At 72.9% G+C, this 24164-nt stretch carries 23 protein-coding genes; 11 read left to right on the top strand and 12 right to left on the bottom strand.

What is annotated here, in order from left to right; all coding sequences use genetic code 11:
• Positions 1 to 53: 53 nt before the first annotated feature.
• Positions 54 to 1454, bottom strand: a complete 1401-nt coding sequence (gene lpdA, locus C229_RS0126990; RefSeq protein WP_026314194.1) for a dihydrolipoyl dehydrogenase — start codon at positions 1452 to 1454, stop codon at positions 54 to 56.
• 277 nt (positions 1455 to 1731) lie between these two features.
• On the opposite strand from lpdA, the gene C229_RS0126985 reads away from it, so the two are divergent.
• The 6 genes from C229_RS0126985 to C229_RS0126960 all read left to right on the top strand — a co-directional run bounded on the left by C229_RS0126985 (position 1732) and on the right by C229_RS0126960 (position 9289).
• Positions 1732 to 2424: a hypothetical protein gene (locus tag C229_RS0126985; protein ID WP_018658248.1), complete on the top strand. Its 693-nt coding sequence runs from the start codon at positions 1732 to 1734 to the stop codon at positions 2422 to 2424.
• 49 nt (positions 2425 to 2473) lie between these two features.
• A complete protein-coding gene (locus C229_RS0126980; protein ID WP_018658247.1) occupies positions 2474 to 3835 on the top strand; it encodes an MFS transporter in 1362 nt (453 codons plus the stop codon).
• A 53-nt stretch (positions 3836 to 3888) separates the two neighbouring features.
• Positions 3889 to 5241, top strand: coding sequence for an MFS transporter (locus tag C229_RS0126975; RefSeq protein WP_018658246.1), 1353 nt, complete (start codon positions 3889 to 3891; stop codon positions 5239 to 5241).
• 203 nt (positions 5242 to 5444) lie between these two features.
• Positions 5445 to 6833 (top strand): family 2B encapsulin nanocompartment shell protein, encoded by a 1389-nt coding sequence (locus C229_RS0126970; protein ID WP_240487404.1) that lies wholly within the window; start codon positions 5445 to 5447, stop codon positions 6831 to 6833.
• A 39-nt stretch (positions 6834 to 6872) separates the two neighbouring features.
• Positions 6873 to 8243 carry a family 2B encapsulin nanocompartment shell protein gene (locus C229_RS0126965; protein WP_018658244.1) on the top strand — a complete coding sequence of 457 codons (1371 nt, stop codon included), beginning with the start codon at positions 6873 to 6875 and terminating at the stop codon, positions 8241 to 8243.
• A gap of 11 nt (positions 8244 to 8254) precedes the next feature.
• Positions 8255 to 9289 carry a polyprenyl synthetase family protein gene (locus C229_RS0126960; protein ID WP_018658243.1) on the top strand — a complete coding sequence of 345 codons (1035 nt, stop codon included), beginning with the start codon at positions 8255 to 8257 and terminating at the stop codon, positions 9287 to 9289.
• A gap of 23 nt (positions 9290 to 9312) precedes the next feature.
• Here C229_RS0126960 and C229_RS0126955 read toward each other — a convergent pair whose 3' ends face one another.
• Complete coding sequence (locus tag C229_RS0126955; RefSeq protein ID WP_018658242.1) at positions 9313 to 9984, bottom strand: TetR/AcrR family transcriptional regulator; 672 nt, start codon at positions 9982 to 9984, stop codon at positions 9313 to 9315.
• Positions 9985 to 10096: 112 nt separating this feature from the next.
• On the opposite strand from C229_RS0126955, the gene C229_RS0126950 reads away from it, so the two are divergent.
• Complete coding sequence (locus tag C229_RS0126950; protein ID WP_033424843.1) at positions 10097 to 10966, top strand: esterase/lipase family protein; 870 nt, start codon at positions 10097 to 10099, stop codon at positions 10964 to 10966.
• A gap of 33 nt (positions 10967 to 10999) precedes the next feature.
• Complete coding sequence (locus C229_RS0126945; RefSeq protein ID WP_018658240.1) at positions 11000 to 11239, top strand: hypothetical protein; 240 nt, start codon at positions 11000 to 11002, stop codon at positions 11237 to 11239.
• Here the strand turns inward: C229_RS0126945 and C229_RS0126940 are convergent, their stop codons facing one another.
• Together C229_RS0126940 and C229_RS34775 are read right to left on the bottom strand one after the other, a co-directional pair.
• A complete protein-coding gene (locus tag C229_RS0126940) occupies positions 11240 to 11884 on the bottom strand; it encodes a DUF5701 family protein (protein ID WP_018658239.1) in 645 nt (214 codons plus the stop codon).
• 252 nt (positions 11885 to 12136) lie between these two features.
• Positions 12137 to 12280 (bottom strand): hypothetical protein, encoded by a 144-nt coding sequence (locus C229_RS34775; protein WP_018658238.1) that lies wholly within the window; start codon positions 12278 to 12280, stop codon positions 12137 to 12139.
• Between the two features lie 670 nt (positions 12281 to 12950).
• Between C229_RS34775 and C229_RS0126925 the strand changes: the two genes are divergently transcribed.
• The gene (locus C229_RS0126925; protein WP_018658237.1) at positions 12951 to 14189 is read left to right on the top strand and encodes a cytochrome P450; all 1239 of its coding nucleotides are present in this window, start codon (positions 12951 to 12953) and stop codon (positions 14187 to 14189) included.
• On the opposite strand, the gene C229_RS0126920 is transcribed toward C229_RS0126925, so the two are convergent.
• The 6 genes from C229_RS0126920 to C229_RS0126895 all read right to left on the bottom strand — a co-directional run bounded on the left by C229_RS0126920 (position 14173) and on the right by C229_RS0126895 (position 19225).
• Complete coding sequence (locus tag C229_RS0126920) at positions 14173 to 14694, bottom strand: GNAT family N-acetyltransferase (protein WP_018658236.1); 522 nt, start codon at positions 14692 to 14694, stop codon at positions 14173 to 14175. The genes C229_RS0126925 and C229_RS0126920 overlap by 17 nt on opposite strands.
• A gap of 18 nt (positions 14695 to 14712) precedes the next feature.
• Positions 14713 to 16020 carry a cytochrome P450 gene (locus C229_RS31975; RefSeq protein WP_018658235.1) on the bottom strand — a complete coding sequence of 436 codons (1308 nt, stop codon included), beginning with the start codon at positions 16018 to 16020 and terminating at the stop codon, positions 14713 to 14715.
• Positions 16017 to 16637: a GTP-binding protein gene (locus C229_RS0126910; RefSeq protein ID WP_018658234.1), complete on the bottom strand. Its 621-nt coding sequence runs from the start codon at positions 16635 to 16637 to the stop codon at positions 16017 to 16019. Before C229_RS0126910 ends, C229_RS31975 begins: the two co-directional genes overlap by 4 nt.
• A complete protein-coding gene (locus C229_RS0126905; protein WP_018658233.1) occupies positions 16627 to 16989 on the bottom strand; it encodes a DUF742 domain-containing protein in 363 nt (120 codons plus the stop codon). Before C229_RS0126905 ends, C229_RS0126910 begins: the two co-directional genes overlap by 11 nt.
• A complete protein-coding gene (locus tag C229_RS0126900; protein WP_018658232.1) occupies positions 16986 to 17396 on the bottom strand; it encodes a roadblock/LC7 domain-containing protein in 411 nt (136 codons plus the stop codon). Before C229_RS0126900 ends, C229_RS0126905 begins: the two co-directional genes overlap by 4 nt.
• 62 nt (positions 17397 to 17458) lie before the next feature.
• Complete coding sequence (locus C229_RS0126895; RefSeq protein ID WP_018658231.1) at positions 17459 to 19225, bottom strand: sensor histidine kinase; 1767 nt, start codon at positions 19223 to 19225, stop codon at positions 17459 to 17461.
• Positions 19226 to 19646: 421 nt separating this feature from the next.
• On the opposite strand from C229_RS0126895, the gene C229_RS31970 reads away from it, so the two are divergent.
• Positions 19647 to 20192, top strand: a complete 546-nt coding sequence (locus tag C229_RS31970; protein WP_033424830.1) for an NADAR family protein — start codon at positions 19647 to 19649, stop codon at positions 20190 to 20192.
• Positions 20193 to 20298: 106 nt separating this feature from the next.
• On the opposite strand, the gene C229_RS0126885 is transcribed toward C229_RS31970, so the two are convergent.
• Together C229_RS0126885 and C229_RS0126880 are read right to left on the bottom strand one after the other, a co-directional pair.
• Positions 20299 to 22458, bottom strand: a complete 2160-nt coding sequence (locus C229_RS0126885) for a terpene synthase family protein (protein ID WP_018658229.1) — start codon at positions 22456 to 22458, stop codon at positions 20299 to 20301.
• A gap of 125 nt (positions 22459 to 22583) precedes the next feature.
• On the bottom strand, positions 22584 to 23561 hold the full coding sequence (locus C229_RS0126880; RefSeq protein ID WP_018658228.1) for a helix-turn-helix transcriptional regulator: 978 nt from the start codon (positions 23559 to 23561) through the stop codon (positions 22584 to 22586).
• Between the two features lie 110 nt (positions 23562 to 23671).
• Between C229_RS0126880 and C229_RS0126875 the strand changes: the two genes are divergently transcribed.
• Positions 23672 to 24067, top strand: coding sequence for a RidA family protein (locus C229_RS0126875; RefSeq protein WP_026314192.1), 396 nt, complete (start codon positions 23672 to 23674; stop codon positions 24065 to 24067).
• The last annotated feature ends 97 nt before the right edge of the window (positions 24068 to 24164 follow it).

Here is a 24164-nt window from a genome sequence, read left to right as displayed (position 1 = left end):
CACAGGACGGGCGCGGCCGAGCGCGGGTCCGTCCTGTGCGCCGACGGTGCCGACTACAGGTTGATCATGTGCCCGGCCAGGCCGTGCACGGCCTCCTTGACGGCCTCGCCCAGCGTCGGGTGGGCGTGCACGTTGCGGGCGACCTCGTGGACGGTGAGGTCCCACTGCTGGGCCAGCGTCAGCTCGGGCAGCAGCTCGGTGACCTCGGGGCCGATGAGGTGGGCGCCGAGCAGCTCGCCGTACTTCGCGTCGCTGATGATCTTGACGAAGCCGTCGCCCTCGCCCATGCCGAGCGCCTTGCCGTTCGCGCTGTAGGGGAACTTGGCGACCTTGACGTCGAAGCCCTTCTCGCGGGCCTGCGCCTCGGTCCAGCCGAAGCTGGCGACCTGCGGCTGGCAGTACGTGGCGCGCGGGATCATGACGTAGTCGAGTTCCATCGTCTCGGCGTCGGCGATGGTCTCGGCGGCGACGACGCCCATCGACTCGGCGGCGTGCGCGAGCATCAGCTTCGCGGTGACGTCGCCGATGGCGAAGATGTGCGGCACCGACGTGCGGCAGAACCCGTCGATCTCGACGGCGCCGCGCTCGGTGAGGGCGACGCCCGTCTTCTCCAGGCCGTAGCCCTCGACGTTCGGCGCGAACCCGATGGCCTGGAGCACCTTGTCGGTCTCCAGGACGCGCTGCTCGCCGTCCTTGCTGATCGTGACCTTGACCTTCTCGCCGGAGTCGTCGATGGCGTCGACGCGGGTGCCGGTGAGCACCTCGACGCCGAGCTTGCGGTACCGCTTGGCGAGTTCCTTGGAGACGTCGGCGTCCTCGTTGGGGACCATGCGGTCGAGGAACTCGACGATGGTCACCTTCACGCCGTAGTTGTGCAGGACGTACGCGAACTCGACGCCGATGGCGCCCGCGCCCGCGATGACGATGCTCTCGGGCAGCTCGGAGCTGAGGATCTGCTCCTCGTAGGTGACGACGCGCTCGGACAGCGACGTGCCGGGCAGCAGCCGCGTGTGGGCGCCGGTGGCGAGGATGCAGTGGTCGAACGTGACGGTCTCGCCCGATCCGTCGGACTTGGCGACTTCCAGGGTGTTGGGGTCGGTGAACGTGCCACGCCCGTCATAGGCCGTGATCTTGTTCTTCTTCATCAGGTACTGGACGCCCTTGACGAGCTTCTCCGACACCTGGCGGCTGCGCTCGTAGGCGACGCCGTAGTCGAAGGACACCGATCCCTCGACGTTGATGCCGTACTTCTCCGTCTCGGTGGTGAAGATGTGGGCCAGCTCGGCGTTGCGCAGCAGGGCCTTCGAGGGGATGCAGCCGACGTTGAGGCAGACCCCGCCCCAGTACCGCTCCTCGATGATGGCCGTCTTGAGCCCGAGCTGTGCCGACCGGATCGCGGCGACATATCCACCCGGGCCCGCGCCGAGGACCACGACGTCAAAGTGTTCGCTCATATCCGGCAACGATATTCGCCTCCGGCCGGTCGCCGCACCTCGTTCGGCCCGGCGGGGATACGCCGTCGGCGGACTGTTAGTGTCGGAGGTTCCGGCCGCGTTCGACGACGACGCGGCCTGGCGGGACGGATCGGCCCACGAGTCCCGGCCGTCGACGCACGGCGCGCGCCCCGCCTGGAACACATCACGAGACCGGTGACGTTGTGGCTACGTCGGCCGTCCGCGTCGCCGCACGGCTCCCCGGCGCGGGCCCGTCCACGGCAGAGGAGATGCACGCGTGAGGATTCCCAAGCCCGTCAACGCCGCCCTCGACTGGGTGGAGCAGCACCGCAGCGCCGTCGCGAGCGTGCTCGCGCTGGTGCTGGCCGCGTGCGCGGGCCTGGCCGCCCCTCCGGCGATCGGGTATCCGGCGGCGGCGTTCATCCTCGGGCTGGCGCTCGGCGGGTTCATCGTGCACGTGCGCGGCACCCGCCGCGTCGGCCGCTACCGCGCCGAGGTGGACGAGCTGCTGCGGCAGAACGGCCGGCTGCGGCACCGCAACACGATCCTGGCCAGCGGCGTTCTGACCCGCGAGTCGCAGGTGACGCAGGCGCTGCCGTCGATTCCCGAGGGCGGCGGGCCGATCCGCGTCGACACGCCCGACGCGCACGCGACGCAGTCGCTCCCCGAACTGCCCGACGACGCGCCCGGCGAGCTGACCGGCGTCCTGCCCGACGACGTGATCCGCCAGGTGGTCGCGCCGGCCGAGGAGCGCGAGCGCGACCTGACGACCGACCTGCTCGGTGAGCGCACCGGCGAGCTGCCCGCGCTCGACGAGGGCGGCAAGAGCCCGGCCCGCGACACCGCCGAACTGGACGACGCCGACCTGCCCGACGCGCACGGCTCAGAGCCGCAGCACCGCGCCCCGGCGTCCCGCGCGCCGCACAAGGGCAGGCCGCACCGCTCCCGCAAGGCCCGCAAGGAGGCTTAGGCCCCCCGCGGTAGTTAAACCCGTTCGATCCCGGGGGATCGAGCGGCGCATGACCAAGGCGCCCGATCCCCCCGATCACGAGCCCGACGAGCGGACGGTCCGCAAGGCCGTCCTGGCCTCGGCGATGGGCAACGCCGTGGAGTGGTTCGACTTCGGCGTATTCAGCGCCGGGGTGGTGACCGCCATCGTCGGCACGGTGTTCTTCCCGCCCGACGACGGCGGCGGCGCGACGCTCCGGTCGTTCGCGATGATCGCGGCGGCGTTCCTGGCGCGTCCGTTCGGCGGCCTGTTCTTCGGGCCGCTCGGTGACCGCATCGGACGCAAGCGCGTGCTGGCGATCACGATCATGCTGATGTCGGGTTCGACGTTCGTCATCGGGATTCTGCCGGGATACTCGACGATCGGGTGGTTCGCCCCGCTGGCGCTGCTGCTGGTCCGGCTCGTCCAGGGGTTCTCGACGGGCGGCGAGTACGGCGGCGCCGCCACGATGATCGCCGAGTACGCGCCGACGCGCCGCCGGGGCTTCTTCGGCAGCTTCCTGGAGTTCGGCACGCTGGCCGGATACGCGGCCGGGGCCGCGCTCGTCCTCACCGTCCAGCTCGTCCTGGGCGACGACGCCATGCACGCCTGGGGCTGGCGCATCCCGTTCCTGCTCGCGCTGCCGCTCGGCATCGTCGGCCTGTTCATCCGCAGCCGCATCGAGGACACCCCCGAGTTCCGCCGGATGGAGGAGCGCGGCGAGAAGGCGCGCACACCGGTCCGCGAGACGCTCACCGGGCACTGGCGGACGATCCTGCGGCTCATCTGCATCGTCATCCTGCTGAACGTCGGCGTCTACACGCTGCTGACGTTCATGCCGTCGTACCTGATCGACGACCTGGGCGTCAGCGAGGTGACCGCGCAGCTCATCACGATCGGCGTGGAACTGGCGATGATCACGGTGATCGTGCCGCTCGGCGCGCTGTCGGACCGCGTCGGCCGCAAGCCGCTGCTGCTGTTCGTCGCGTTCGGGTTCCTGCTGCTGTCGTGGCCCGCGTTCCGGCTCATGCAGACCGACCACTGGCTCGGCGTCGCCGCCGGATACGCGCTCATCGGCGGACTGCTGGTGCCGATGCAGGCGGTGATCGGCGCGACGTTCCCGGCGATGTTCCCGACGCGGGTCCGGTACGGGGCGTTCGCGATCGGCTACAACGTCTCCACGTCGCTGTTCGGCGGGACGGCGGCCGTCGTGGTGGGGTCGCTGATCAGCGTCACCGGGTCCAACGACGTCCCGGCGTTCTATCTGATGCTCGCCGCGCTGATCGCGCTCGTCCCGCTGCTGACGCTGCGCGAGACGGCGGGCGTGCCGATCGACCGGGCGGGCGAGCCGGACGCGCCCGCGCCGGAGGGGCTGCGCCGCCGCGCCGGGTAGCCTTTCCCGCGCGGAGAGTTAACGAAGTCGATCTTGCGGGAATCACCGCGCCCGTGAGCACCGACGTCGCACCCCGGCCCGACGAGCGGACGGTCCGCAAGGCCGTCCTGGCGTCCGCGCTGGGCAACGCCGTGGAGTGGTTCGACTTCGGCGTGTTCAGCGCGGGCGTCGTGACGGCGATCGTCGGCACCGTGTTCTTCCCGCCGGACGACGGCGGCGGCGCGACCCTGCGGTCCTTCGCGATGATCGCCGCCGCCTTCCTCGCCCGCCCGTTCGGCAGCCTGTTCTTCGGGCCGCTCGGTGACCGCATCGGCCGCAAGCGCGTCCTCGCGATCACGATCATCCTCATGTCGGGCTCGACGTTCGTCATCGGGATTCTGCCCGGGTACGCGACGATCGGCTGGTTCGCGCCGGTCGCCCTGCTGCTGGTCCGGCTCGTCCAGGGGTTCTCGACCGGCGGCGAGTACGGCGGCGCCGCCACGATGATCGCGGAGTACGCGCCGACGACCCGGCGCGGTTTCTTCGGCAGCTTCCTGGAATTCGGCACGCTCGCCGGATACGTCTGCGGCGCCGGGCTCGTCCTGCTCACCCAGCTCGTCCTCGGTGACGCGGCCATGCGCGACTGGGGCTGGCGGCTGCCGTTCCTGCTCGCGCTGCCGCTCGGCGCGGTCGGCCTCTACGTGCGCAGCCGCATCGAGGACACCCCCGAGTTCCGCCGGATGGAGGCCACCGGCACCAAGGCGCGCTCGCCGCTGAAGGAGGTCCTGCTGCGCCACCGCGCGACGGTGCTGCGGCTCATCGGCATCGTCGTCCTGCTCAACGTCGCGGACTACACGCTGCTGACGTTCATGCCGAGCTACCTCATCGACTTCCTCGGCACCGCCGAGATCACCGCGCAGCTCATCACGATCGGCGTCGAACTCGTCATGCTGACGGTCATCCTGCCGCTCGGCGCCCTGTCGGACCGCATCGGCCGCAAACCGCTGCTGCGCACCGCCGCCGTCGGGTTCCTGCTGCTGTCGTGGCCCGCGTTCCGGCTCATGCAGACCGACCACTGGCTCGGCGTCGCCGCCGGATACACGATCATCGGCGGGCTGCTCGTGCTCATGCTCGCCGTCGTCGGCGCGACGTTCCCGGCGATGTTCCCCACCGAGGTCCGCTACGGCGCCTTCGCCATCGGCTACAACGTGTCCACGTCGCTGTTCGGCGGGACGGCCGCCGTCCTGGTCGGCTCGCTCATCGAGCTGACCGGCTCCAACGACGTTCCCGCGTTCTACCTGATGCTGGCCGCCGCCGTCGCGCTCGTCCCGCTCGGCCGCATCCCCGAGACGGCCCGCGTCCCCATCCACCTCGCCGGACGCCCCGACGCGCCCGAGCCGATCGGGCTCGGACTGCGCCGCCGCTGAGCCTCCGGGGACGGAGGTCGCCAGTGCGGGCGGGGTGACGAAAGTGCTCCGGGAGGTGAGGGAAACCTTCTATTGTGATCCCGTCATCACGGTCGGTAGTGTCGCCTGTGATCGCACGCCCACACAGCGTGCACCGCGCCCCCCGGCGCGGCCACGTCACCACTGAGGATCCCCTCCTCCTACACGGAATCGGCGGTGTGAACGTGACCGAACAGCAGCTCAGCCTGAGTACCTCCGCGGCACGGAACCTGGCGACGACGACCAAGACCGTTCCGCAGATGCAGGGCATCTCCTCCCGGTGGCTGCTCAAGCTCCTGCCCTGGGTGGAGGCGCACGGCGGCGCCTACCGCGTCAACCGGCGGCTGTCCTACACGGTCGGCGACGGCCGGGTGACGTTCGTGCGCACCGGCGCCGACGTCCGCGTCATCCCGCTGGAGCTGGGCGAGCTGCCCCCGCTGCGCGGCTTCGCCGACGAGGAGCCGCTCACCGCCCTCGCCGGGCGGTTCACCCAGCACGAGTACGGGCCCGGCGAGGTCATCGTCAGCGAGGGCGACCCCGTCGACGACGTTCACCTCATCGCGCACGGCAAGGTCCAGCAGCTCCGCGCGGGCGAGTACGGCGGCGACGCCGCGCTCGGCGTCCTGGCCGACGGCGAGTTCTTCGGCGCGAGCGCCCTCGTCGACGACGACGCCACCTGGGACTCCACCGCCCGCGCCGCCACGGCCGTCACGGTCCTGACGCTGAGCCGCACCCAGTTCGCCGAGGCCCTCGACCGCTCCCCGGAGCTGCGCGAGCACATCGACGCCTACCGCGACGCGCCCTCCCGCGCGACCGACGACAACGGCGAGGCGGCCATCGACCTGTCGTCCGGCCACCGGCAGGAGGACGACCTGCCCGGCACCTACGTCGACTACGAGCCGTCGCCCCGCGAGTACGAGCTGAGCGTCGCGCAGACCGTGCTGCGCGTGCACACCCGCGTCGCCGACCTCTACAACGAGCCGATGGACCAGACGCAGCAGCAGCTCCGGCTGACCATCGAGGCGCTGCGCGAGCGGCAGGAGAACGAGCTGCTCAACAACCGCGACTTCGGGCTGCTGCACAACGCCGAGTTCTCCCAGCGCCTGCACACCCGCACCGGCCCGCCCACCCCCGACGACCTGGACGAGCTGCTCACCCGCGTCTGGAAGGACCCGGCCTTCTTCCTCGCCCACCCCAAGGCCATCGCCGCGTTCGGCCGCGAGTGCAGCCGCCGGGGCGTGTACCCGACGGCGATCGACGTCGGCGGGCACCGCGTCCCGAGCTGGCGCGGCGTGCCGATCTTCCCGTCGAACAAGATCCCCGTCAGCGAGACCCGCACCAGCTCGATCCTGCTGCTGCGCACCGGCGAGTCCGAGCAGGGCGTCGTGGGCCTGCACCAGACGGGCCTGCCCGACGAGGTCGAGCCCGGCCTGTCCGTCCGCTTCATGGGCATCGACGACAAGGCGATCCTTTCGTACCTGGTCAGCGCCTACTACTCCGCCGCCGTGCTCGTCCCCGACGCGCTGGCCGTCCTGGAGAGCGTCGAGATCGCCGGCGGCGCCGATGCCGCCTGAGCTCGACCCGCCCGCCTCTCCCCGCAAGGACGGTGACCCGTGACCGAGCACCAGTTGTCCCTGTCGACCTCCGCCGCGCGCAATCTGGCGACCACCACCAAGACCCGCCCGCTCATGCAGGCGATCACGCCGCGGTGGCTGCTCGGGGCGCTGCCCTGGGTGGAGACGCGCGGCGGCACCTACCGCGTCAACCGGCGGCTGTCCTACACCGTCGGTGACGGCCTGGTGACGTTCGTCGCCACCGGCGCGTTCGTCCGCGTCGTCCCCGCCGAGCTGACCGAGCTGCCGCCGCTGCGCGGTTTCGGCGACGCCGACGCGCTCGCCGCGCTCGCTGACCGGTGCGTCCAGCGCGAGTACGCGCCCGGCCAGCCGCTGGCCACGGCGGGCGCCCCGGTGGACGAGGTCTACCTCATCGCCCACGGCAAGGTCGAGCAGGTCCGCGCCGGTGAGTACGGCGGCGAGGCGTCGCTCGGCGTGCTGGCCGACGGCCGGTTCGCCGGTGAGGCCGCGCTGCTCGGCGGCAGCCCCGCCTGGGACCGCACCGTCCGGGCCGTCACCCCGGCGACCGTGCTGGCGCTGCCCGCGTCGGCCGTCGCGGACCTGGCCGCCCGGCACCCCGGGCTGCGCGACCACCTGGAGGAGTACCGCAACGCGCCGCGCCCGCCCAGCAACCGGCAGGGGGAGGCGGCGATCGAGCTGGCGTCCGGGCACGACGGCGAGGCCCTGCTGCCCGGCACCTACGTCGACTATGAGGGCTCGCCGCGCGAGTACGAGCTGAGTGCCGCGCAGACGCGGCTGCGCGTCCACACCCGCGTCGCCGACCTCTACAACGGCCCCCACGACCAGACCCGCGAGCAGCTCCGGCTGACGATCGAGGCGCTGCGCGAACGCCAGGAGCACGACCTGGTCAACGACCGCGACTTCGGCCTGCTGCACAACGCCGACCTGCGGCAGCGCATCTCCACCCGCACCGGCCCGCCCACCCCCGACGACCTGGACGAGCTGCTGTCGCGGCGGCGCGGCTCGCGGTTCTTCCTCGCCCACCCGCGCGCCATCGCGGCGTTCGGCCGCGAGTGCACCCGGCGCGGCGTCTATCCCGAGCCGGTCCCGCACGAGGGCCGGACGTTCCAGGGCTGGCGCGGCGTCCCGATCCTGCCCTGCGACAAGATCCCGGTCAGCGCGGGCGGCACCAGCTCGATCCTGGTGCTGCGGACGGGGGAGTCCGAGCAGGGCGTCGTCGGCCTGCGCCGCACGGGCGTCCCCGACGAGGTCGAGCCCGGCCTGTCGGTGCGGTTCATGGGCGTGGACGACAAGGCGATCCTGTCCTACCTGGTCAGCGCCTACTACTCCGCCGCCGTGCTGGTCCCCGACGCCCTGGGCGTCCTGGAGAACGTCGAGATCGCTTCCTGAGAGGAACCACCATGTCCGCCGCACCGGAGACGACCGCCGGACGGTCCGTGCCCGACGTCCTGGCCTGGAGCCGCGCCCTGCTCGACCCCGCCCTGCGGGCGGCGGTCGGGGAACTGTCGGGGGAGATGCGGCGCATCGCCGAGTACCACTTCGGCTGGCGGGACGAGCTGGACCGTCCCGCGTCGGCCCCGGCGGGCAAGGCGCTGCGCCCGACGCTGGCGCTGCTGTCGGCCGAGGCCGTCGGCGCGGACGCGGCGGACGCCCTCCCGGCGGCCGTCGCGATCGAGCTGGCGCACAACTTCTCGCTGCTGCACGACGACGTGATGGACGGCGACGTCACCCGCCGGCACCGCCCGACCGCGTGGACGCTGTTCGGCGCCAACGCGGCGATCCTGGCGGGTGACGCGCTGCTGGCCTGCGCGACCGAGGGGCTGGCCGCCGACGAGGTCGGGGGCGCCGCCGTCCGCACGTTCGGCCGCGCGGTCCGCGAGCTGGTCGAGGGCCAGTGCGCGGACGTGTCGTTCGAGGAGCGCACCGACGTGACGCTCGCGGAGTGCCAGGCGATGGCGGCGAAGAAGACCGGCGCGCTGATCGGCGCCGCGTGCGCGCTCGGCGCGATCTTCGGGGGCGGCGATCCCGCCCGCGTCACGCATCTGCGCCGGTTCGGTGACCGGCTCGGGCTGGCGTTCCAGATCGCGGACGACCGGCTCGGCATCTGGGGCGACCCGGCGGTGACGGGCAAGGCGGTGCACGCCGACCTGGTCCGGCGCAAGAAGTCCCTGCCGGTCGTGGCGGCGCTGAACGCGGAGACCCCGGCGTCGGCGGCGCTGGCCGAGCTGTACCACGGCTCCGAACCGCTCACCCCGGACGACGCCGCCCGCGCGGCCGTCCTGGTCGAGCAGGCGGGCGGGCGGGCCTGGGCCGTCGCCCGCACCGGCGAGCTGCGGGCCGAGGCGCTGGCCGAGCTGGCCGAGGTGGGCGCGCCTCCGGCGCCGCTGCACGAACTGACGCTCCTCGCGGACCGTCTCGTCCACCGCGACCACTGAAGGTCCGGTGTCGCCGCGCGGTCTCAGGGCCGGGCGGCGACGCCGGTGCGGACGGCGGCGTAGAAGGCCGTCAGCGCGGTGATGAGGGCGTCGGTCGCGGCCGGGTCGGCGGGGTCGGCGTCCAGCAGCCAGTCGGCGATGAGGTCGAAGAGGCCGCCGATGAGGCCGATCGCGGCGCTGCGGGCGGCCGGGGGCGCCGGGGCGAGGCCCTGGGACCGCCAGAGCGCCTCCACGAAGGAGGCCGCCCAGCGGCGGTTCTCGCGGCGCTGGCGTTCGACGGCGGGGGAGACCGCGACGCCCTGCCCGAACGTGACGGCGGCGATGCGGGGGTCGTCGATGAGGGCGTGCGCGAGCGCCGACAGCAGCGCGTGCTCGGCGTCCTCGCGGTCGCCGGTGACCGTGGCCAGCCGCTCGGTCATGCGGGTCTTCAGGTGCTCGGTGGTGCGGCGCAGCAGCGCGAGGTAGCAGTCCTCGCGGCTCTCGAAGATCTCGTAGAAGCCCTTGGTGCCGACGTAGGCGTGCTGGCAGAGCTGCTCGATCGAGGTGTTGGGGTAGCCCTGGCCCGCGAACAGTTCCAGCGCGGAGTCGAGCAGCCGTTCGCGGCGCTCGGCGCGGCGCTGCTCGGCGTCCAGGCCACGGATGCGCCGCCGCTGCGGGGACTTGGGGGCGGGCGGTTCCGCCTGCGCGTGGCTCATCCCTCGAATTTACCGGTGAACACGCGGCGCGCCAGTTATCAACAAGGTTCCTAGTTATGAACAAGATGCCGTGTTGTAATCGAGGCTCCCACCCTCTCCCGTGGAGGCCACGATGCTCCTCCGCTCGTTCCGTACTCTCCTGCTCCTCGCGGTCGCGGCGCTCGCCGTCGCGCTCGCCGGGCCACCGCCCGCGTCCGCCGCCGCGCCGGGCGGCGGGTTCAACGACGACCGCTGCCGGCCGTCGGCCGCGCATCCCCGGCCCGTCCTGCTCCTGCACGGGCTGGGCGGCAACGGCCCCGGCAACTACCTGCGGCTCGGCCCGCAGCTCGCCGCCGACGGATACTGCGTCTGGGCGCCCACCTACGGGATGCCGCTGCCGCCGATCCCGGTCGGCGGGCTCAACGCGATCGACGCGTCCGCCCGCGAGGTCGCGGGGATCATGGACGGCATCCTGGCCCGCACCGGCGCCGCCAAGCTCGACGTCGTCGGGCACTCCGAGGGCGGGTTCCTCTCGCTGTACGTGCCGAAGAAGATCCCCGGCCAGGCCGCCAAGATCGACCGCGTCGTCGCGCTCGCGCCGCCGACGCACGGCACGTCGTTCGCCGGGCTCGTCGATCTCGGGCACCGGCTCGGCATCATGAAGCAGGTCAACGAGATCATGGCGGCGGTCGGCTGCGTCGCCTGCACCGAGCTGACGACGGGAGCGCCGACGATCGCGCGGCTCAACGACGGGCCGATCGCGCAGCCCGGCATCTCGTACACGGTCATCGCGTCCACGTCGGACGCGCTGGTCACGCCGCGCGGCGTCTCGTTCGTCCGGGAACCGGGCGTGACGAACCTGGAGATCCAGGACCGCTGCCCCGCCGACACGGTCGGGCACATCGGCCTCGCCTACAGCGGCACCGTCGCCGCGCTCGTCGGCAACACGTTCGACCCGGCGCACCCGAAGCCGGTGCCGTGCGAGCGGGGGCTCCCGTTCTGACGTTCGCTCATATGTTCGACTAGAGTGACGTGCGTGGAGACCGAGAGCCTCGATGCCGCACCGTCCGCCTGCCCGTACGGGCACCGGCTCGAACCGGGGCGGGTGCTCGTCGGCTGGTCGCCGTGCGTGTGCCCGCCCTGCGCGAACCGGGCGCGCGGACGGCGCGGCCATCGGACCTACCTCTGTCTCGCCTGCAAGGACGAGCACGTCACGACGGTGTGCTACCGCCCGCACCACGTCCCGGCGTGCGAGCCGACGCACCGCTGGCCGTGATCACGCCGCCGCGCGTCCGGCGGCGTGCGCCATGCCGAGCCAGGTGTGCGGATTGCCCTCCCAGCACCAGCCGAGCTTGGGCGCGCGCTCGCTGATCCACAGGGCGGGCACCCGGCGGTCGCCGCAGCGCGAGCCGCCGAGCGAGAAGCACTTGTTCTTCTCCAGCAGCTCCGGGAACTGCGTGACGAGCGCGACGCCCTCCTCGATCGTGAGCAGCGTGCGGTCCTTGCCCGCGATGGCGGCCATCGCGTCGTTCGGCACGGCGCCGCAGAACTCCTCGCCCCGGTCGGCGTCGAACAGCACGTGCGCCGGATCGCCGGGCGGCCGGGCCTGCTCGGTCGGGACGAACGCGGGCAGCTCGCCCTCGGCGTAGTGCCGGTCGACGAGGCCGGGCTTGCGGCCCCGGGCCAGCCGGAGCAGCGGCACCGTCCGTTCGGCGGGGGCCAGGTCGCGGCCGGGGACGAGCACGAACGGCGCCCGGCCCGGCGCGGCGGGCGGCAGGTCGCGGCCGGTCACGACGGCGCGGAGCGGGGCGAGCACGGCGGCGAACTCCTCGTCCGTGCGTCCCGTCAGCGCGGGGTAGCCCTTCTCCAGCAGGACGGCGACCTGGCGCTCGAACTCGGTGACGGCGGGGGACTCGGGCATGGGCGGACCACCTCTCGGACGACTAACACCGTACAACATACGGAGTTTCACGCCGTATTCCCACCCGGGCGGAGAGAAGTGGTGAGCGGCCCGGAACGGCCGGAAGGTGGGGCGGCGCGCCGTCTCAGGACGGCGGGCGGCCCCGGCCAGGGTGGGAAACGCGCCTCGCGGCGCTCCGCGCGGCCCGTGGCGGGCGGCGCGGCCGGACGTCCGGCGGCCCCGTGCGGGGACGGCCGGGCACGTCTGCCGAGGTCAGGAGACGACCTGCTCCTCGTCGGGGGCCGACGGCACGGCGTCCCCGGTGCGGACGGTCTGCTCGGCGTCCTGGTCCTGCGGGTGGCGCGTCGGCCAGGTCGCGAGCCGGGTACGGCGAGGGTTGGCCAGAGGGGTGCTCATGGGTGTCGCTGTCCTCCTGTCGGGCCGTCGTCGCGGCCGTCCGCGCGCGGACGACCAGACGGAGTGGTGAAGAGAGAATCTTCCCCGATACCCCTACCCCGTGCGCAAAATGGTCTAGACCGCGCCCGGACGGGGCCTCGGAGAAGGAGGCGCCGCGCCGCCCGGAAAGGCGATGCGGTGCCGTCTCCCGGAGAGGTCTCGCCTGGTCGGCGCACCGGCCGGACGAAAACCGCTCTGCCGTCGATCATACGCGCGGAACGGAGGGAAAAGGAACGGCCGATGATTCAAGACGCATTGGCCCCGATGTGACGCAGGCCACTCTTGTTTGGCTGTTAATTGGCAAAGAAAAGGGTGCCATTGAAGGTCCGGCGGGTTTATGGGCGCGGTCGCCCCGATGATGATCACCGGTTGCGGGCGGGACGGGTGGGGCGCGGTACGTCCGGCGAGGCGCGCCGGATGGCGGTGAGCAGCGGAGACGAAGCCGCGCCGGGAAAAAGGCGATGCGTGCGCCGACGCTTGATTTCGGGCGGACGGGCCGGGAGGAGTCACCCCATCCTGTCGGGCCGTAAACAATTACGAACCGCCACACTATGGACTCGCGCGGTACTGCTCCCTAGTCTCGTTGGCGTCCCCCGAAGGCACGGCACGTGTCACACAAAGGAGTGTCGCCATGGCCACGGCACGGCAGATCCCCGACCTTCTGTCGCCGGAATTCGCACGTGACCCCTATCGCGCCTACCGGGCCTACCGCGAGGACGCGCCGCTGCTGTGGCACGAGGCCATGCAGAGCTACGTCGTCTCCCGGTACGACGACGTCTCCCGCGTCTTCCGCGACCCCGTCTTCACCACCGCGAACTACGACTGGCAGCTCGAACCCGTGCACGGCCGCACGATCCTCCAGCTCTCCGGACGCGAGCACTCCGTCCGGCGCGCGCTCGTCGCCCCCGCCTTCCGCGGCGACGAACTGCGCTCCACGTTCCTGCCCGTCATCGAGGCGAACTCGCGGCGCCTCATCGACGCGTTCCGCGACCGAGGCGAGGTCGACCTCGTCACCGGCTACAGCACGCACTTCCCGATCAACGTCATCGTCGACATGCTCGGCCTCGACCAGGCCGACCACGCCCGGTTCCAGCGCTGGTACACCTCGATCATCGCGTTCCTCGGCAACCTCGCCCAGGACCCCGGCGTGACGGCGGCGGGCGAGCGGACGCGCACCGAGTTCGCCGCATACATGCTGCCGGTCATCCGCGACCGCCGCGCGAACCCCGGCGACGACCTGCTGTCCACCCTGTGCCGGGCCGAGATCGACGGCACGTCGATGAGCGACGAGGACATCAAGGCGTTCTGCAGCCTGCTGCTCGCCGCCGGCGGCGAGACGACCGACAAGGCCATGTCCGCGCTGTTCGCGAACCTGCTCGCGCGGCCCGAGCAGCTCGCCGCCGTCCGCGACGACCGCTCGCTCATCCCGCGCGCGTTCGCCGAGACGCTGCGGTACACCCCGCCCGTCCACATGATCATGCGGCAGCCCGCCGAGGACGTCGAACTGTCCGGCGGGACCGTCAAGGCGGGCCGCACCGTCACCGCGCTCATCGGCGCCGCCAACCGCGACCCCGACCGCTACGCCGACCCCGACACCTTCGACGTGTTCCGCACCGACCTCTCGGCCACCACCGCGTTCTCGGCGGCGGCCGACCACCTGGCGTTCGCGCTCGGCCGGCACTTCTGCGTCGGCGCGCTGCTCGCCAAGACCGAGGTCGAGGTCGGCGCGAACCAGCTCCTGGACGCGATGCCCGACCTGCGGCTCCCCGCCGGGTTCACGCCCGTCGAGCAGGGCGTGTTCACGCGCGGCCCGGCGTCGCTGCCGCTGCTGTTCACCCCCGGCGCGCGGATCGTCAGCGGGGCGGCGTAGCGGAGCCGAGGCGCTGCTGGAGAAGCTGCCCGGGCCACTCCCCGACGGTGAACGGACGGACCCGCGTGAAGCCGTGGCGCTCGTAGTACCGGACGAGCGCGCCGTCGTCGCCCGCGTAGCAGTCCACCCGCAGCAGATCCGCGCCGACGCGCGCGGCCTCGGCCCGCGCGTGCTCCAGCAGCGCCGCCCCCGCCCCGCCGCCCGGCCGCGACCGGTCGGTGACGAGCAGCGAGACGTACACCTCCGGCTCGTCCACCGGCTCGACGTACGGCATCGGCTCCCGCGTCAGCACCATCGCGCCCACGACGTCGCCGTCCCGCTCGGCCAGCCACACGTCGCCGTCGCGCGTCAGCCCCTCGATCCGCGCGACCCGTGCGGGCACCGTCGACCACGGCTCGGTGCCCCACTGCCCCGTCCGCTCCTCCCGCGCCAGCCACGCGACGGCCGTGTCGAGCAGTTCCAGGACGATCGGCGCGTCACCGCTGCCACCCGCTCGAATGCGCATGAACGGGAGCCTAGGGGGTCAGTCCAGCTCGTCCTCCTCGAAGAGGTCCGGGTCGTAGGAGAGCAGGTCATCGTCGGCGGCCGGGCTGAACCGGACGGGCAGCGCGAAAAGGCCGCGCATCCACAGCGACGGCCGCCACTCCAGCGTTTCCGGGCGAACCGCGATCTCCACGTCGGGCAGCCGGTCGAGCAGCACCTCCACCGACGTGCGCGCGATCAGCTCGCCCAGCTCCGGCCCCGGGAACGGGCAGCCGTGCTCGCCGTGCCCGAACGACATGTGCGCGCGGTTGGCGTCCGGGTTCTGCGCCGACCGCGAGCGCGGGCACACCTGCGGGTCGGTGTTGGCCGCCGCGAACCCCAGCACCAGCAGGTCGCCGCGCCGGATGCGCTGCTCACCGAGCATGCAGTCGTGCACGGCCCAGCGGCCGATGAAGTTCTGCGTCGGCGTCGTCTCCCACAGCACCTCGTTGAGCGCCTGCGTGATGCTGCCCCGGCCGCCCTGCAACGACATCGAGAACCGGTCGTCGACGAGCATCAGCCGCAGCGTGTTGCCGATCCAGTTCCCGACCGGCTGCTGCGCCGCCGCCAGCACCACGAGCAGGTCGATGACGATCTCGTCCTCCGACAGGCCCGCCGGATGCGCGATCAGCCGCGACGGCACGTCCAGCCCGGGGCGCCGCGCCTTCGTCCGGACGAGGTCCTGCATCCGCGCGTGAATGCGCTGGTGCGCCGCGACGGCCTTCTCCGCGACGTCCAGGGAGTCCGCGACGTCCTGCACGAGCGCCGGGATGTCGGCCTCCGGCAGGCCGAACAGCCGCGCCATCACCTGCAACGTGATCTGCGCCGAGTACTCCGCGATCAGGTCGGCCTCGCCGTTGCCGGAGAACCCGTCGATGAGCCGGTCGCAGATCGCCACGCACAGGTTCGTCAGCTCGGTGCGGTCGGCCGCGTCCAGCGCGTCCCCGATCGCGCCCGCCCGGCGCCGGTGCTCGGGGCCCTCGGCGAACATCACCGACGGCGTCCACCCCACGTACGGCATCAGCGGCCAGTCGTCGGGCACCAGGTCCCAGGCGTTCCACCGGCGGCAGTCGCGCGCGAACAGCCGCGGGTTGCTCGTCACGTGGTTCACCTCGCGGTAGCCGAGGACGAACCACGCCGGGATGTCGCCGTCGAGCAGCACCGGCGCCACCGGCCCGTACCGGTGCCGCAGCTCGGCGTACAGCGCGTCCGGGTCGCGGGCGATGGCCGGACCGTACAGCCGCGTCGGCCGCGGATGCCCCGGGTGAGCGGGGGCCGCGGGCTCGGGTGAGGTGGTGGAAGAGGTCACGGCGTCGTCTCCGGGAAGTGCAGCGAGGTGAGGTGCTGGACGAGGTCGATCAGCACGGACTTGCAGGACGGCCGCAGGCGCGCGTCGCACTCCACGAGCGGCACGCCCGGCGGCAGGTCGAGCGCGGCCCGGACCCGTGCCAGCGACGGCGCCGCCCGCGCGGGCGGCGCGTCCGGCGCCGGGCCCGGGAACCGGTTGACGGCCACGATGAACGGCGTCCCGTGGTGCTCCAGCCGGTCGATCGCGTAGAACGAGTCCGCGAGGCGGCGGGTGTCGACGAGCACGACGGCGCCGAGGCTGCCGCCGAACAACTGGTCCCACAGGAACCAGAACCGCTGCTGGCCGGGCGCGCCGAACAGGTACAGCACCTTCTCGTCGTTCAGCGTGATCCGGCCGAAGTCGAACGCGACCGTCGTCGCGTTCTTGTCCGCGACGGCGGACGGGTCGTCGATGCCGACGCCCGCCCGCGTCATGATCTCCTCGGTGCTGAGCGGACGGATCTCGCTCACCGCGCCGACCATCGTCGTCTTGCCGACGCCGAACCCGCCGACGATGACGATCTTCAGGGCGTCGCGGGCGGTGCTGCGCAGCGGGACGTCGTTCCGGTCAGAGGTCATGGAGTCCAACGAGCACCTGCCTCAGCGTTTCCAGGTCGGGCAACTGGTCGCGCGGCGGCGCCGACACCGGCGGGCGCACCGTGACGCGCCCCTCCCGTGCCAGGTCCCGCAGCACGATCTTGACGACGCTGACCGGCAGATCCAGATGCGCGGACAGCTCCGCCACCGAGACGGGGAAGTCCCGGCAGCGGGCGAGCACCCCGGCCTGCTCGGACGGCGTTCCGGGCGGCGCCGCACCGCCGCCGACGATCAGCGAGACGAGGTCGAGGACCGGGCCGTCGGTGTCGGCGCGTCCGCCCGTCACGATGAACAGCCGGTCCGGGTCCTCGCGGCCGACGTCGCGCGGGTTCACGGGGTCGACGCCGCGGGACGGCGCGGCGCCACCGTCATGTGGACGCCGATCTGCTCGACCATCTCGTTCATGTAGTGGGCGACCATGCCGACGTCGGCGTCCTCGGCGGCGACGACCGCCAGGTGCGCGCCCTCCCCGGCCGGGACGATCAGCAGCACGCCGCCGGGGAACTCCACCATCGCCTGCCCGGCGCCCAGCCCGCTGCCGAACTCGGCGGACGCGCTGAGCGCCAGCGCGGCGATGCCGGCGGCGATGGCGGAGAGCTGGTCGGCGGCGTCCACGTCGAGGCCCGGGCTGTGGCCGACCTTCAGCCCGTCCCGGGACAGCATCAGCACGTGCCGGGTGCCGGGCGCCCGGTGCAGCAGGTTCTCCAGCACCCGGCCGAGGTCACGGTCGTCAGAGCTCATCGCGGTCTCGGGGCGGCGGAACGCCCCTGCCTCCTGTTCGTCAGCCGATCGGGGAACGGGCATCAGGCCGGGTCCTTGGGGCCGTCGTCGCGGCGTCCGGCCTGGCGGAACGCGGCGAACCGGGCGGCGGAGTCGCGGCGCGGCGCCGGGGCGTGCTCGGGGGCCGCGAGGTCGGGTCCGGACACCGGATACGGCGAGGCGGCGAGCGTCTCGCCGCGGCGGCGCTGCGGGAGGAGGTCGTCGTCGGGCTCCGCCTCGGCCTCCGCCGCCGGCGCGGAGGCGGGGATGTCCCAGGACGTCGCGTCGGCGGGGACCTCCTGGGTCTCCGTCGTCGGCGCGTCCCACCGCGACGCGTCGGCGGGCGGCGTGGACGCCGGGACGCCGCGCGGGGACGTGTCGGTCCAGGACGGCGGGTCCGCTGCGGGCGCGGGCGCCGGGATCTCGGTGGGGAGGGCGGCGGCGGGCAGGACCGTCGCCGGGACCGGGCGCGGGGCGGCGTCCGTGAGGATCGGGAAGCCGTCCGTGCCGGGGCGCGGGCTCTCCAGCGGCGACGGGACGTTGTCGTAGAAGTCCTGCCGGGGCTGGGTGAGCAGATGGCGGGGGATCATCAGCACGACGCCGATGCCGCCGCGCGCGGACGGCCGGAAGCTGACCCGCAGCCGGTGCTTGCGCGCCAGCCGTCCGACGACGGCCAGGCCGAGGCGGCTGCCCGGCAGGTTGTCCAGGCCGGGCGGCCTGGACACCATGCGCTGCGCGCGGTCGCGTTCGCGTTTGCGCATCCCGAGGCCGCTGTCCTCGACGGTGATGACGATGCCCGCGTCCTCGTCCTCGACGTACACGTGCACGACCGTGTTGCGCGCGGAGAACGACGTGGCGTTGTCCAGCAACTCGGCGAGCGCGTGCATGACGCCCTCGGCCGCGTAGCCCGCGACGGCGGCGGTGCTGGTGGAGTGCAGCTTCACGCGCCGGTAGTCCGCGATGCGGCCCTGGGCGCCGCGCAGGATGCTCTCCATCCGGATCGGCTTGGTCCACCGGCGTCCGGTGCGTCCGCCGGACATGAGCGCGATGCTGTCGGCGAGGCGGCCCATCTGCGAGGCGCGGTGGTCGAGGTCGAGCAGGTCACCGAAGACGGCCTGCTCGTCGTAGCGGTGCTGGAGTTCGCGCAGCTCCGCGAGCATGCTCGTCACCATCGCCTGGAGCCGCGCGGCGGCGCTGGCGCACGCCGCCATCGTCGCGCCGCTCATCCGCTCCCCGGCCGACAGTCCGTGCACGACGTCGTGCAGCAGCTTGTCGACGGTCGCGTTGGCGGGCCGGGACGCTTCGAGCAGCACCCGGTCGGCGCCGGTCTTCTCGCGGCGGATGCGGCGCACGGCGGTGGGCAGCGTCTCCTCGATGATGCGCTGGAGCTCGTCCTCGACGGCGGCGGTGAGCGCCTGCCCGGTCGCGGCGCGCCGCTCGGCGGCGGCCACTTCGTGCGCGACGGCCTGGAGCAGCCGCTGGAGCCCGGTGTTGGCGGGGCGCGGCGACGACGCCAGCGCGCCCTCGGCGGACGCGCCGTCGTGCACGGCCCGCACGACGCGGGGGAGCGTGTCGTCCAGCAGCGTGGACAGTTCGGCCTCCAGCTCGTCGGCGCCGCCGCGCAGCGCGGCGAGCCGCGTCCGCGCCCGCCGCGCGACGGCCGCGTAGTACGCGGCGACGGCGATGGCGAACGCCAGCAGCAGCCCGCCGACGCCTCCGCCCCACGCGACGGCGTCGGTGTGCGCGGGCGGCGCCGTCACGAGCGCCGCCAGCCATCCCGCCCCGAGCAGCGTCACCGTCCCGAGCCACACGAGCAGCGCCCGCTCCGCCGGTGGACGAACGTTCCCAGCACCAGCCCGACCCATCCCACGCCCCTCGCCCGTCGAAAGCCGTACCCCCGTCCGCCCCGCCCCGGCACAGACCGTGCCCACCGGGTCACGCGACGTCCGGCCACGGTACGTAGGATGCATCACACGCATTGTGGAGACACGGGATTCCCAAGATTCCTTACCCCCCGCCCCCTAACGATCTTGCAAACCCTGCCGCCCGCTCCCGCAGAATGGGCGCTCACCTGCGCTAATGCATTTTTATGAGTTAAGTGCGCTAAGTACCAAAAGCCCGCTATGGCCCATTTCGGGCTCCTGTTCCGGATCGGATGACGGGCCACGACGACGCGCGGCGGCGCGGGAAAACCGTTCGCGTGGGGCCGGGCGGGGGTGCGAGGGTCGGGGGATGGACGTTGGGGAGCTCGTGCGGGTGGTGGAGCGCGCGGGGCGGGTGAAGTACCTGTTCTTCTGGGGGCATCGGGCGGGGCGGGCCGGGGCCGGGCCGTGGTGCCTGAGTCAGTGGTGGCCGGCGGCGTTCGCGGTGGACGGGGTGCGGTACGCCACGGCGGAGCACTTCATGATGGCCGAGAAGGCTCGGCTGTTCGGCGACGCGGCGACCCGCGCGGCGATCCTCGCCGCGCCCCACCCCGCCCGCGCCAAGGACCTCGGCCGCCGGGTGCGCGGCTACGACGACGCGGTCTGGGACGAGCACCGCTACGACGTCGTCGTCCGCGCCAACCTCGCCAAGTTCGGCCAGGACGAGGACCTGCGCCGCTACCTGTGCGAGACCGGCGACCGCGTCCTCGTCGAAGCGAGCCCCGTCGACCGCGTCTGGGGCATCGGCCTCACCGCCGACGACGCCCGCGCCACCCGTCCCGCCGACTGGCCCGGCCGCAACCTCCTGGGCTTCGCCCTCATGGACGTCCGAGACCACCTCCGCCGAGCCGCCTAGACACGGCCCGGCGCAGGCGCTTCCGGACGCGGCCGCACGACACCGGACGCCGGTACGGGTGGGGCGCCGCCGGCCCGCCGGGGGGTGGGCGGGTCGGCGGCGGGTCTCAGCGGGTCGCGGTGCGGAGGGTGGCGGCCAGGCGGGTCGCGGAGGTGCCCAGGCCCGTGGGGGCGTGGGGGGTCGAGCCGCGCAGGGTGTTCTCGTCGTAGCGGCGGGTGGCGTTGTGCCAGACGAGGATGGCGGCCATCCAGTCGCGGAGTTCGCCGACGTAGGCGTTCAGCGCCGCGCGGGCGGTGTCGTCCACGTCGAGCTGGGGGACCTCCGTCGCCGCCACGTGCTCGAACTGGTGGATGCGCGCCGTCATGAGGTCGTTGAGGACGGTCACCGCCGTCTCCTTCGGGCAGTCCAGGAAGTGCTGGACGGCCAGGACGCCGTTGTTCAGCTCGCCCTCGAACTGGATCTCCTTGTGGTAGGAGAAGATGTCGTTGATGATGCAGCCGACGTCCATCGCGGACGCCTCCAGCTCCCGAAGGGTCCGGGTCCGGAAGATCTCGGGCGGAACGGCGCCCTCGTGCTCGATGCGGGCCAGCGTCGTCGTCAGCTCCGACCCGAACGTGTGGCGGCGCATCTCGATGTAGTCGATCGGGTCGGGCACGCGGCCCTGGATGTGGTTCTGGAGCTCCCACGGCCAGCTCTCGACCATCGTGACGACGGCGCGGTGGAACTCCTCCCGCGCGGACGCCGACATCGGCGCGGCCGTCCGGCGCCACAGGTCGGTCAGGCCGGCCTCGATCGGGTCGGACGGCGGCGGGGTCGGGCCGAGGTCGAGCGGCATGAACAGCGGGATGCGCGCCACGAACGCCTTCGCCCCGGCCATGTCGCGGTCGCGGTTGAAGACGGCGGGGAAGTAGTCGTCGCCGTAGGTGCCCCAGGCGAGCCACTGGGTGGCGAGGTCGAGCGCGTCGGCGGACGCGTCGGGGTCGATGGCCGCCGCGCAGGTGGCGAAGTCCATCCCGGCGAGGTACTGCGGCGTCCACACCGGGCCGGGGTGGCGGGGCGCCGGGCCGTACATGCCCATCCGCCCGCACCAGGCGACGCACGCGCGCCGCGCCTGCTCGCGGTGCGGGTTGATCGTCGCCGTGTACGGCATGTGGAACTGCGGCAGCCGCGTCGGCCCGACGGGCTCGTACGGGACGTACCCGTACCCGCGCGCGAGCCCGGCCGCGACGGCGGGCAGCCGCGACGCGACGAGCGCGACGCCCTCGGGCTCGTCCTTCTTCATGTACCGGCTGGAGCGCAGGTGCCATTCGTGCCCGCCGGACTGCCAGTCCTGGAGGCCCTTGACGTAGGCGAGCACCCGCGCCTGCTCGGCCGGGTCGAGGGCGTGTTCGGCGAAGACGGACGGAAGCTCGGTCAGCGTCGTGTTCTCGAACTGCCGCAGCCGGGACGTGAGCAGGTCGTTGACGGTGTTCGCGGCGTCCTGGAGTTCGCAGCCGAGGAAGTGCCGGAACACCAGGACGGCGTTGTTGATCTCGCCTTCCTGCTCGGTCTCGCGCTGGTAGGAGAAGAGGTCGTTCCGCATGTGGACGCCGTCGGAGAAGGTGTCCTTGAGGACGCGCAGCGGCCGCGTGCCGACGACCCGCGCAGGCAGCTCGGCCCCGGCGGCGTGCTCGACCAGGTCCGCCGACCAGGGCGCCCCGCCCACCTTCCGCCGCATCTGCACGTACTCGACGGGGTTCGGGATGCGCTCGTCGGTGATGTTCGACAGTTCCCACAGCGACTCGCGCAGCAGCGCGTCGGTGCTCTGCGCGAACCGTTCGCGCCAGGCGTCGGACATGGCCGGGACGGTCCGCGCCCACAGGTCGGCGAGCCCGCGTTCGCAGGCGTTCTCGGGCTCCAGCGCGCAGCCCGGTTCCATGAACGCGGCGAGCCGGTCGAGGTAGGCGCGGGCGCCGTCCTGGTCGCGGGTCTTCTTGTAGACCTCCAGGAAGTGGTCGTCGAAGTAGAAGACCCAGACGTACCAGTCGGTGACGAGGTCGAGTTCGGCGGCGTCGCAGTCGGGGTGGGTGTAGGCGCACAGCAGCGCGTAGTCCATCGCGTCGAGCTGCGCCTCGGTCCAGATGTCGGGTGTGCCGGGGTCGCGGGAGTCGTCCAGCATGCCCATCTGCCGCGCCCAGACGGTCGCGTGCGCGCGGGCCGTCTCCAGATGGGGGTTCAGACGGGCGGGGTAGGGGACGTAGAAATCCGGCAGCTCGTACGGTCGCATGTACCGACCCGGCCTCTCTGTGCGCGTCGCGGAAGGGGTTCCCGGGGGACCGGGACGGCGTTCCCGAACCTACAGCGCACGATCGGCTACCAACAGTCACAGTCGCCTTACCGGCACCTCCCGTCTCAGGGCGGCGGCGCGTACCGGGCGGCGAGCGCGGCGGCGCGGTCGTGCAGGTGGTCGCGCAGCCACTGCGGGGCGACGACCTCCGCGCCGGTGGCGAGTTTCCAGGCGGCCCACCGGGCGTGCCGCGCGTCCTGGAAGGCGGCGTCGAGGCGGAGCCTGCCGTCGGCCTCGGTCCGCTCGGCGTGGACGGCGAGGGCGGTGGCGGCGAGTTCGTCCCGCCGCGCGGGATCGAGCAGCAGGTGCACGGTGACCTGGTCGCCGCCGCTCCGGAACCGGGCGCCGCGTTCGCGCCAGGCCCGGTCGAGGTCGATCCGGTCGGCCCGCAGCGCCGGTTCGGGCAGTTCCTCGGCGGCCAGGACGCGGGACAGCCGGTAGGTGCGGTCGGCGCCGGACCGCTGGGCCAGCAGGTAGCCCTGGCCCCGCACGGTCACCAGGCCGATCGGGTCGACCGTGCGCCACTGCGCGTCGCGGCCGGGGGCGGCGTAGCGGAGGCGCAGCCGGTGCCCGTCGACCACCGCGCGCCGGATCTCGGCGGCGATGGCGTCGGGCACGTCGTCCTCGACGGTCTGCGGGCGTTCGAGCAGGTCGGTCCCGGGGTCGACGAGCAGGCGGCGGGCCGCTCCGGCGGCGGTGGCGCGGCGGCTCTCGGGCAGGGCGTCGACGACCTTGCGCATGGCCGACGCGAGCGCGCCGCCGAGGCCGAACGCCTGCGCGCCGTGCCGCGACCCGGCGACGATCAGCGCGAGCGCCTCGTCGTGGTTGAGTCCGGTCAGCTCGGTCTGGAAGCCGGGCAGCAGCGCGAACCCGCCGTGCCGCCCGCGTTCGGCGTAGACCGGGACGCCCGCGACCGACAGCGCCTCGATGTCGCGCAGGACGGTGCGGGTGGACACCTCCAGCTCGGCGGCCAGCGCGGACGCCGTCATCCGCTCGTGCTGCCGGAGCAGCAGCACGAGCGAGACCAGCCGGTCGGCGCGCATGGCCGGAACTCTACTGAAATACACGACAGAGGATGTCGTGATTCGTTGGAAGGCTGGTCGGCAGGCCGTCCGGGAGGAACCGGACGGGAACGAAGGGGGCAGACATGACGGTGGAGCGAACGGCGATCAACCCGTGGCCGTGGTCGGGGAATCTGGGGTACAGCCAGGGCGAGGTGGTGTCCGGAGCCGCGCGGACCCTCTACACCGCCGGGCAGACCGCGATGAGCGGCGACGGCGAGCCGCAGCACGCGGGCGACATGGCGGCGCAGCTCGCGCTGAGCCTGGCGAACCTGGAGGCGGTGCTGGACGCGGCGGGGATGTCGCTGGCGAACCTCGTCCGGCTCAACGTCTACACCACCGACGTCGACCTGCTGTTCCAGCACTACGGCGTGCTCGCGTCGCGGCTGGGCGCCGCCGGGGTGGCCCCGGCGACCACGATGCTCGGCGTGACGCGGCTGGCGATCCCCGTGCTGATGGTCGAGCTGGAGGGCACCGCCGTCGCCTGACGCGCTCCCGTCGCCGCCCGTGCCAGACGAACCGGCACGGGCGGCGACATGTCCGGAGGGGCTTGACCGTTAAACCTATATTTCCTACCCTTTAAAT

Source organism: Actinomadura flavalba DSM 45200 (genome assembly GCF_000374305.1).
Taxonomy (GTDB): Bacteria; Actinomycetota; Actinomycetes; order Streptosporangiales; family Streptosporangiaceae; genus Spirillospora; species Spirillospora flavalba.
This window is presented reverse-complemented; position numbering and strand designations above follow the sequence as displayed.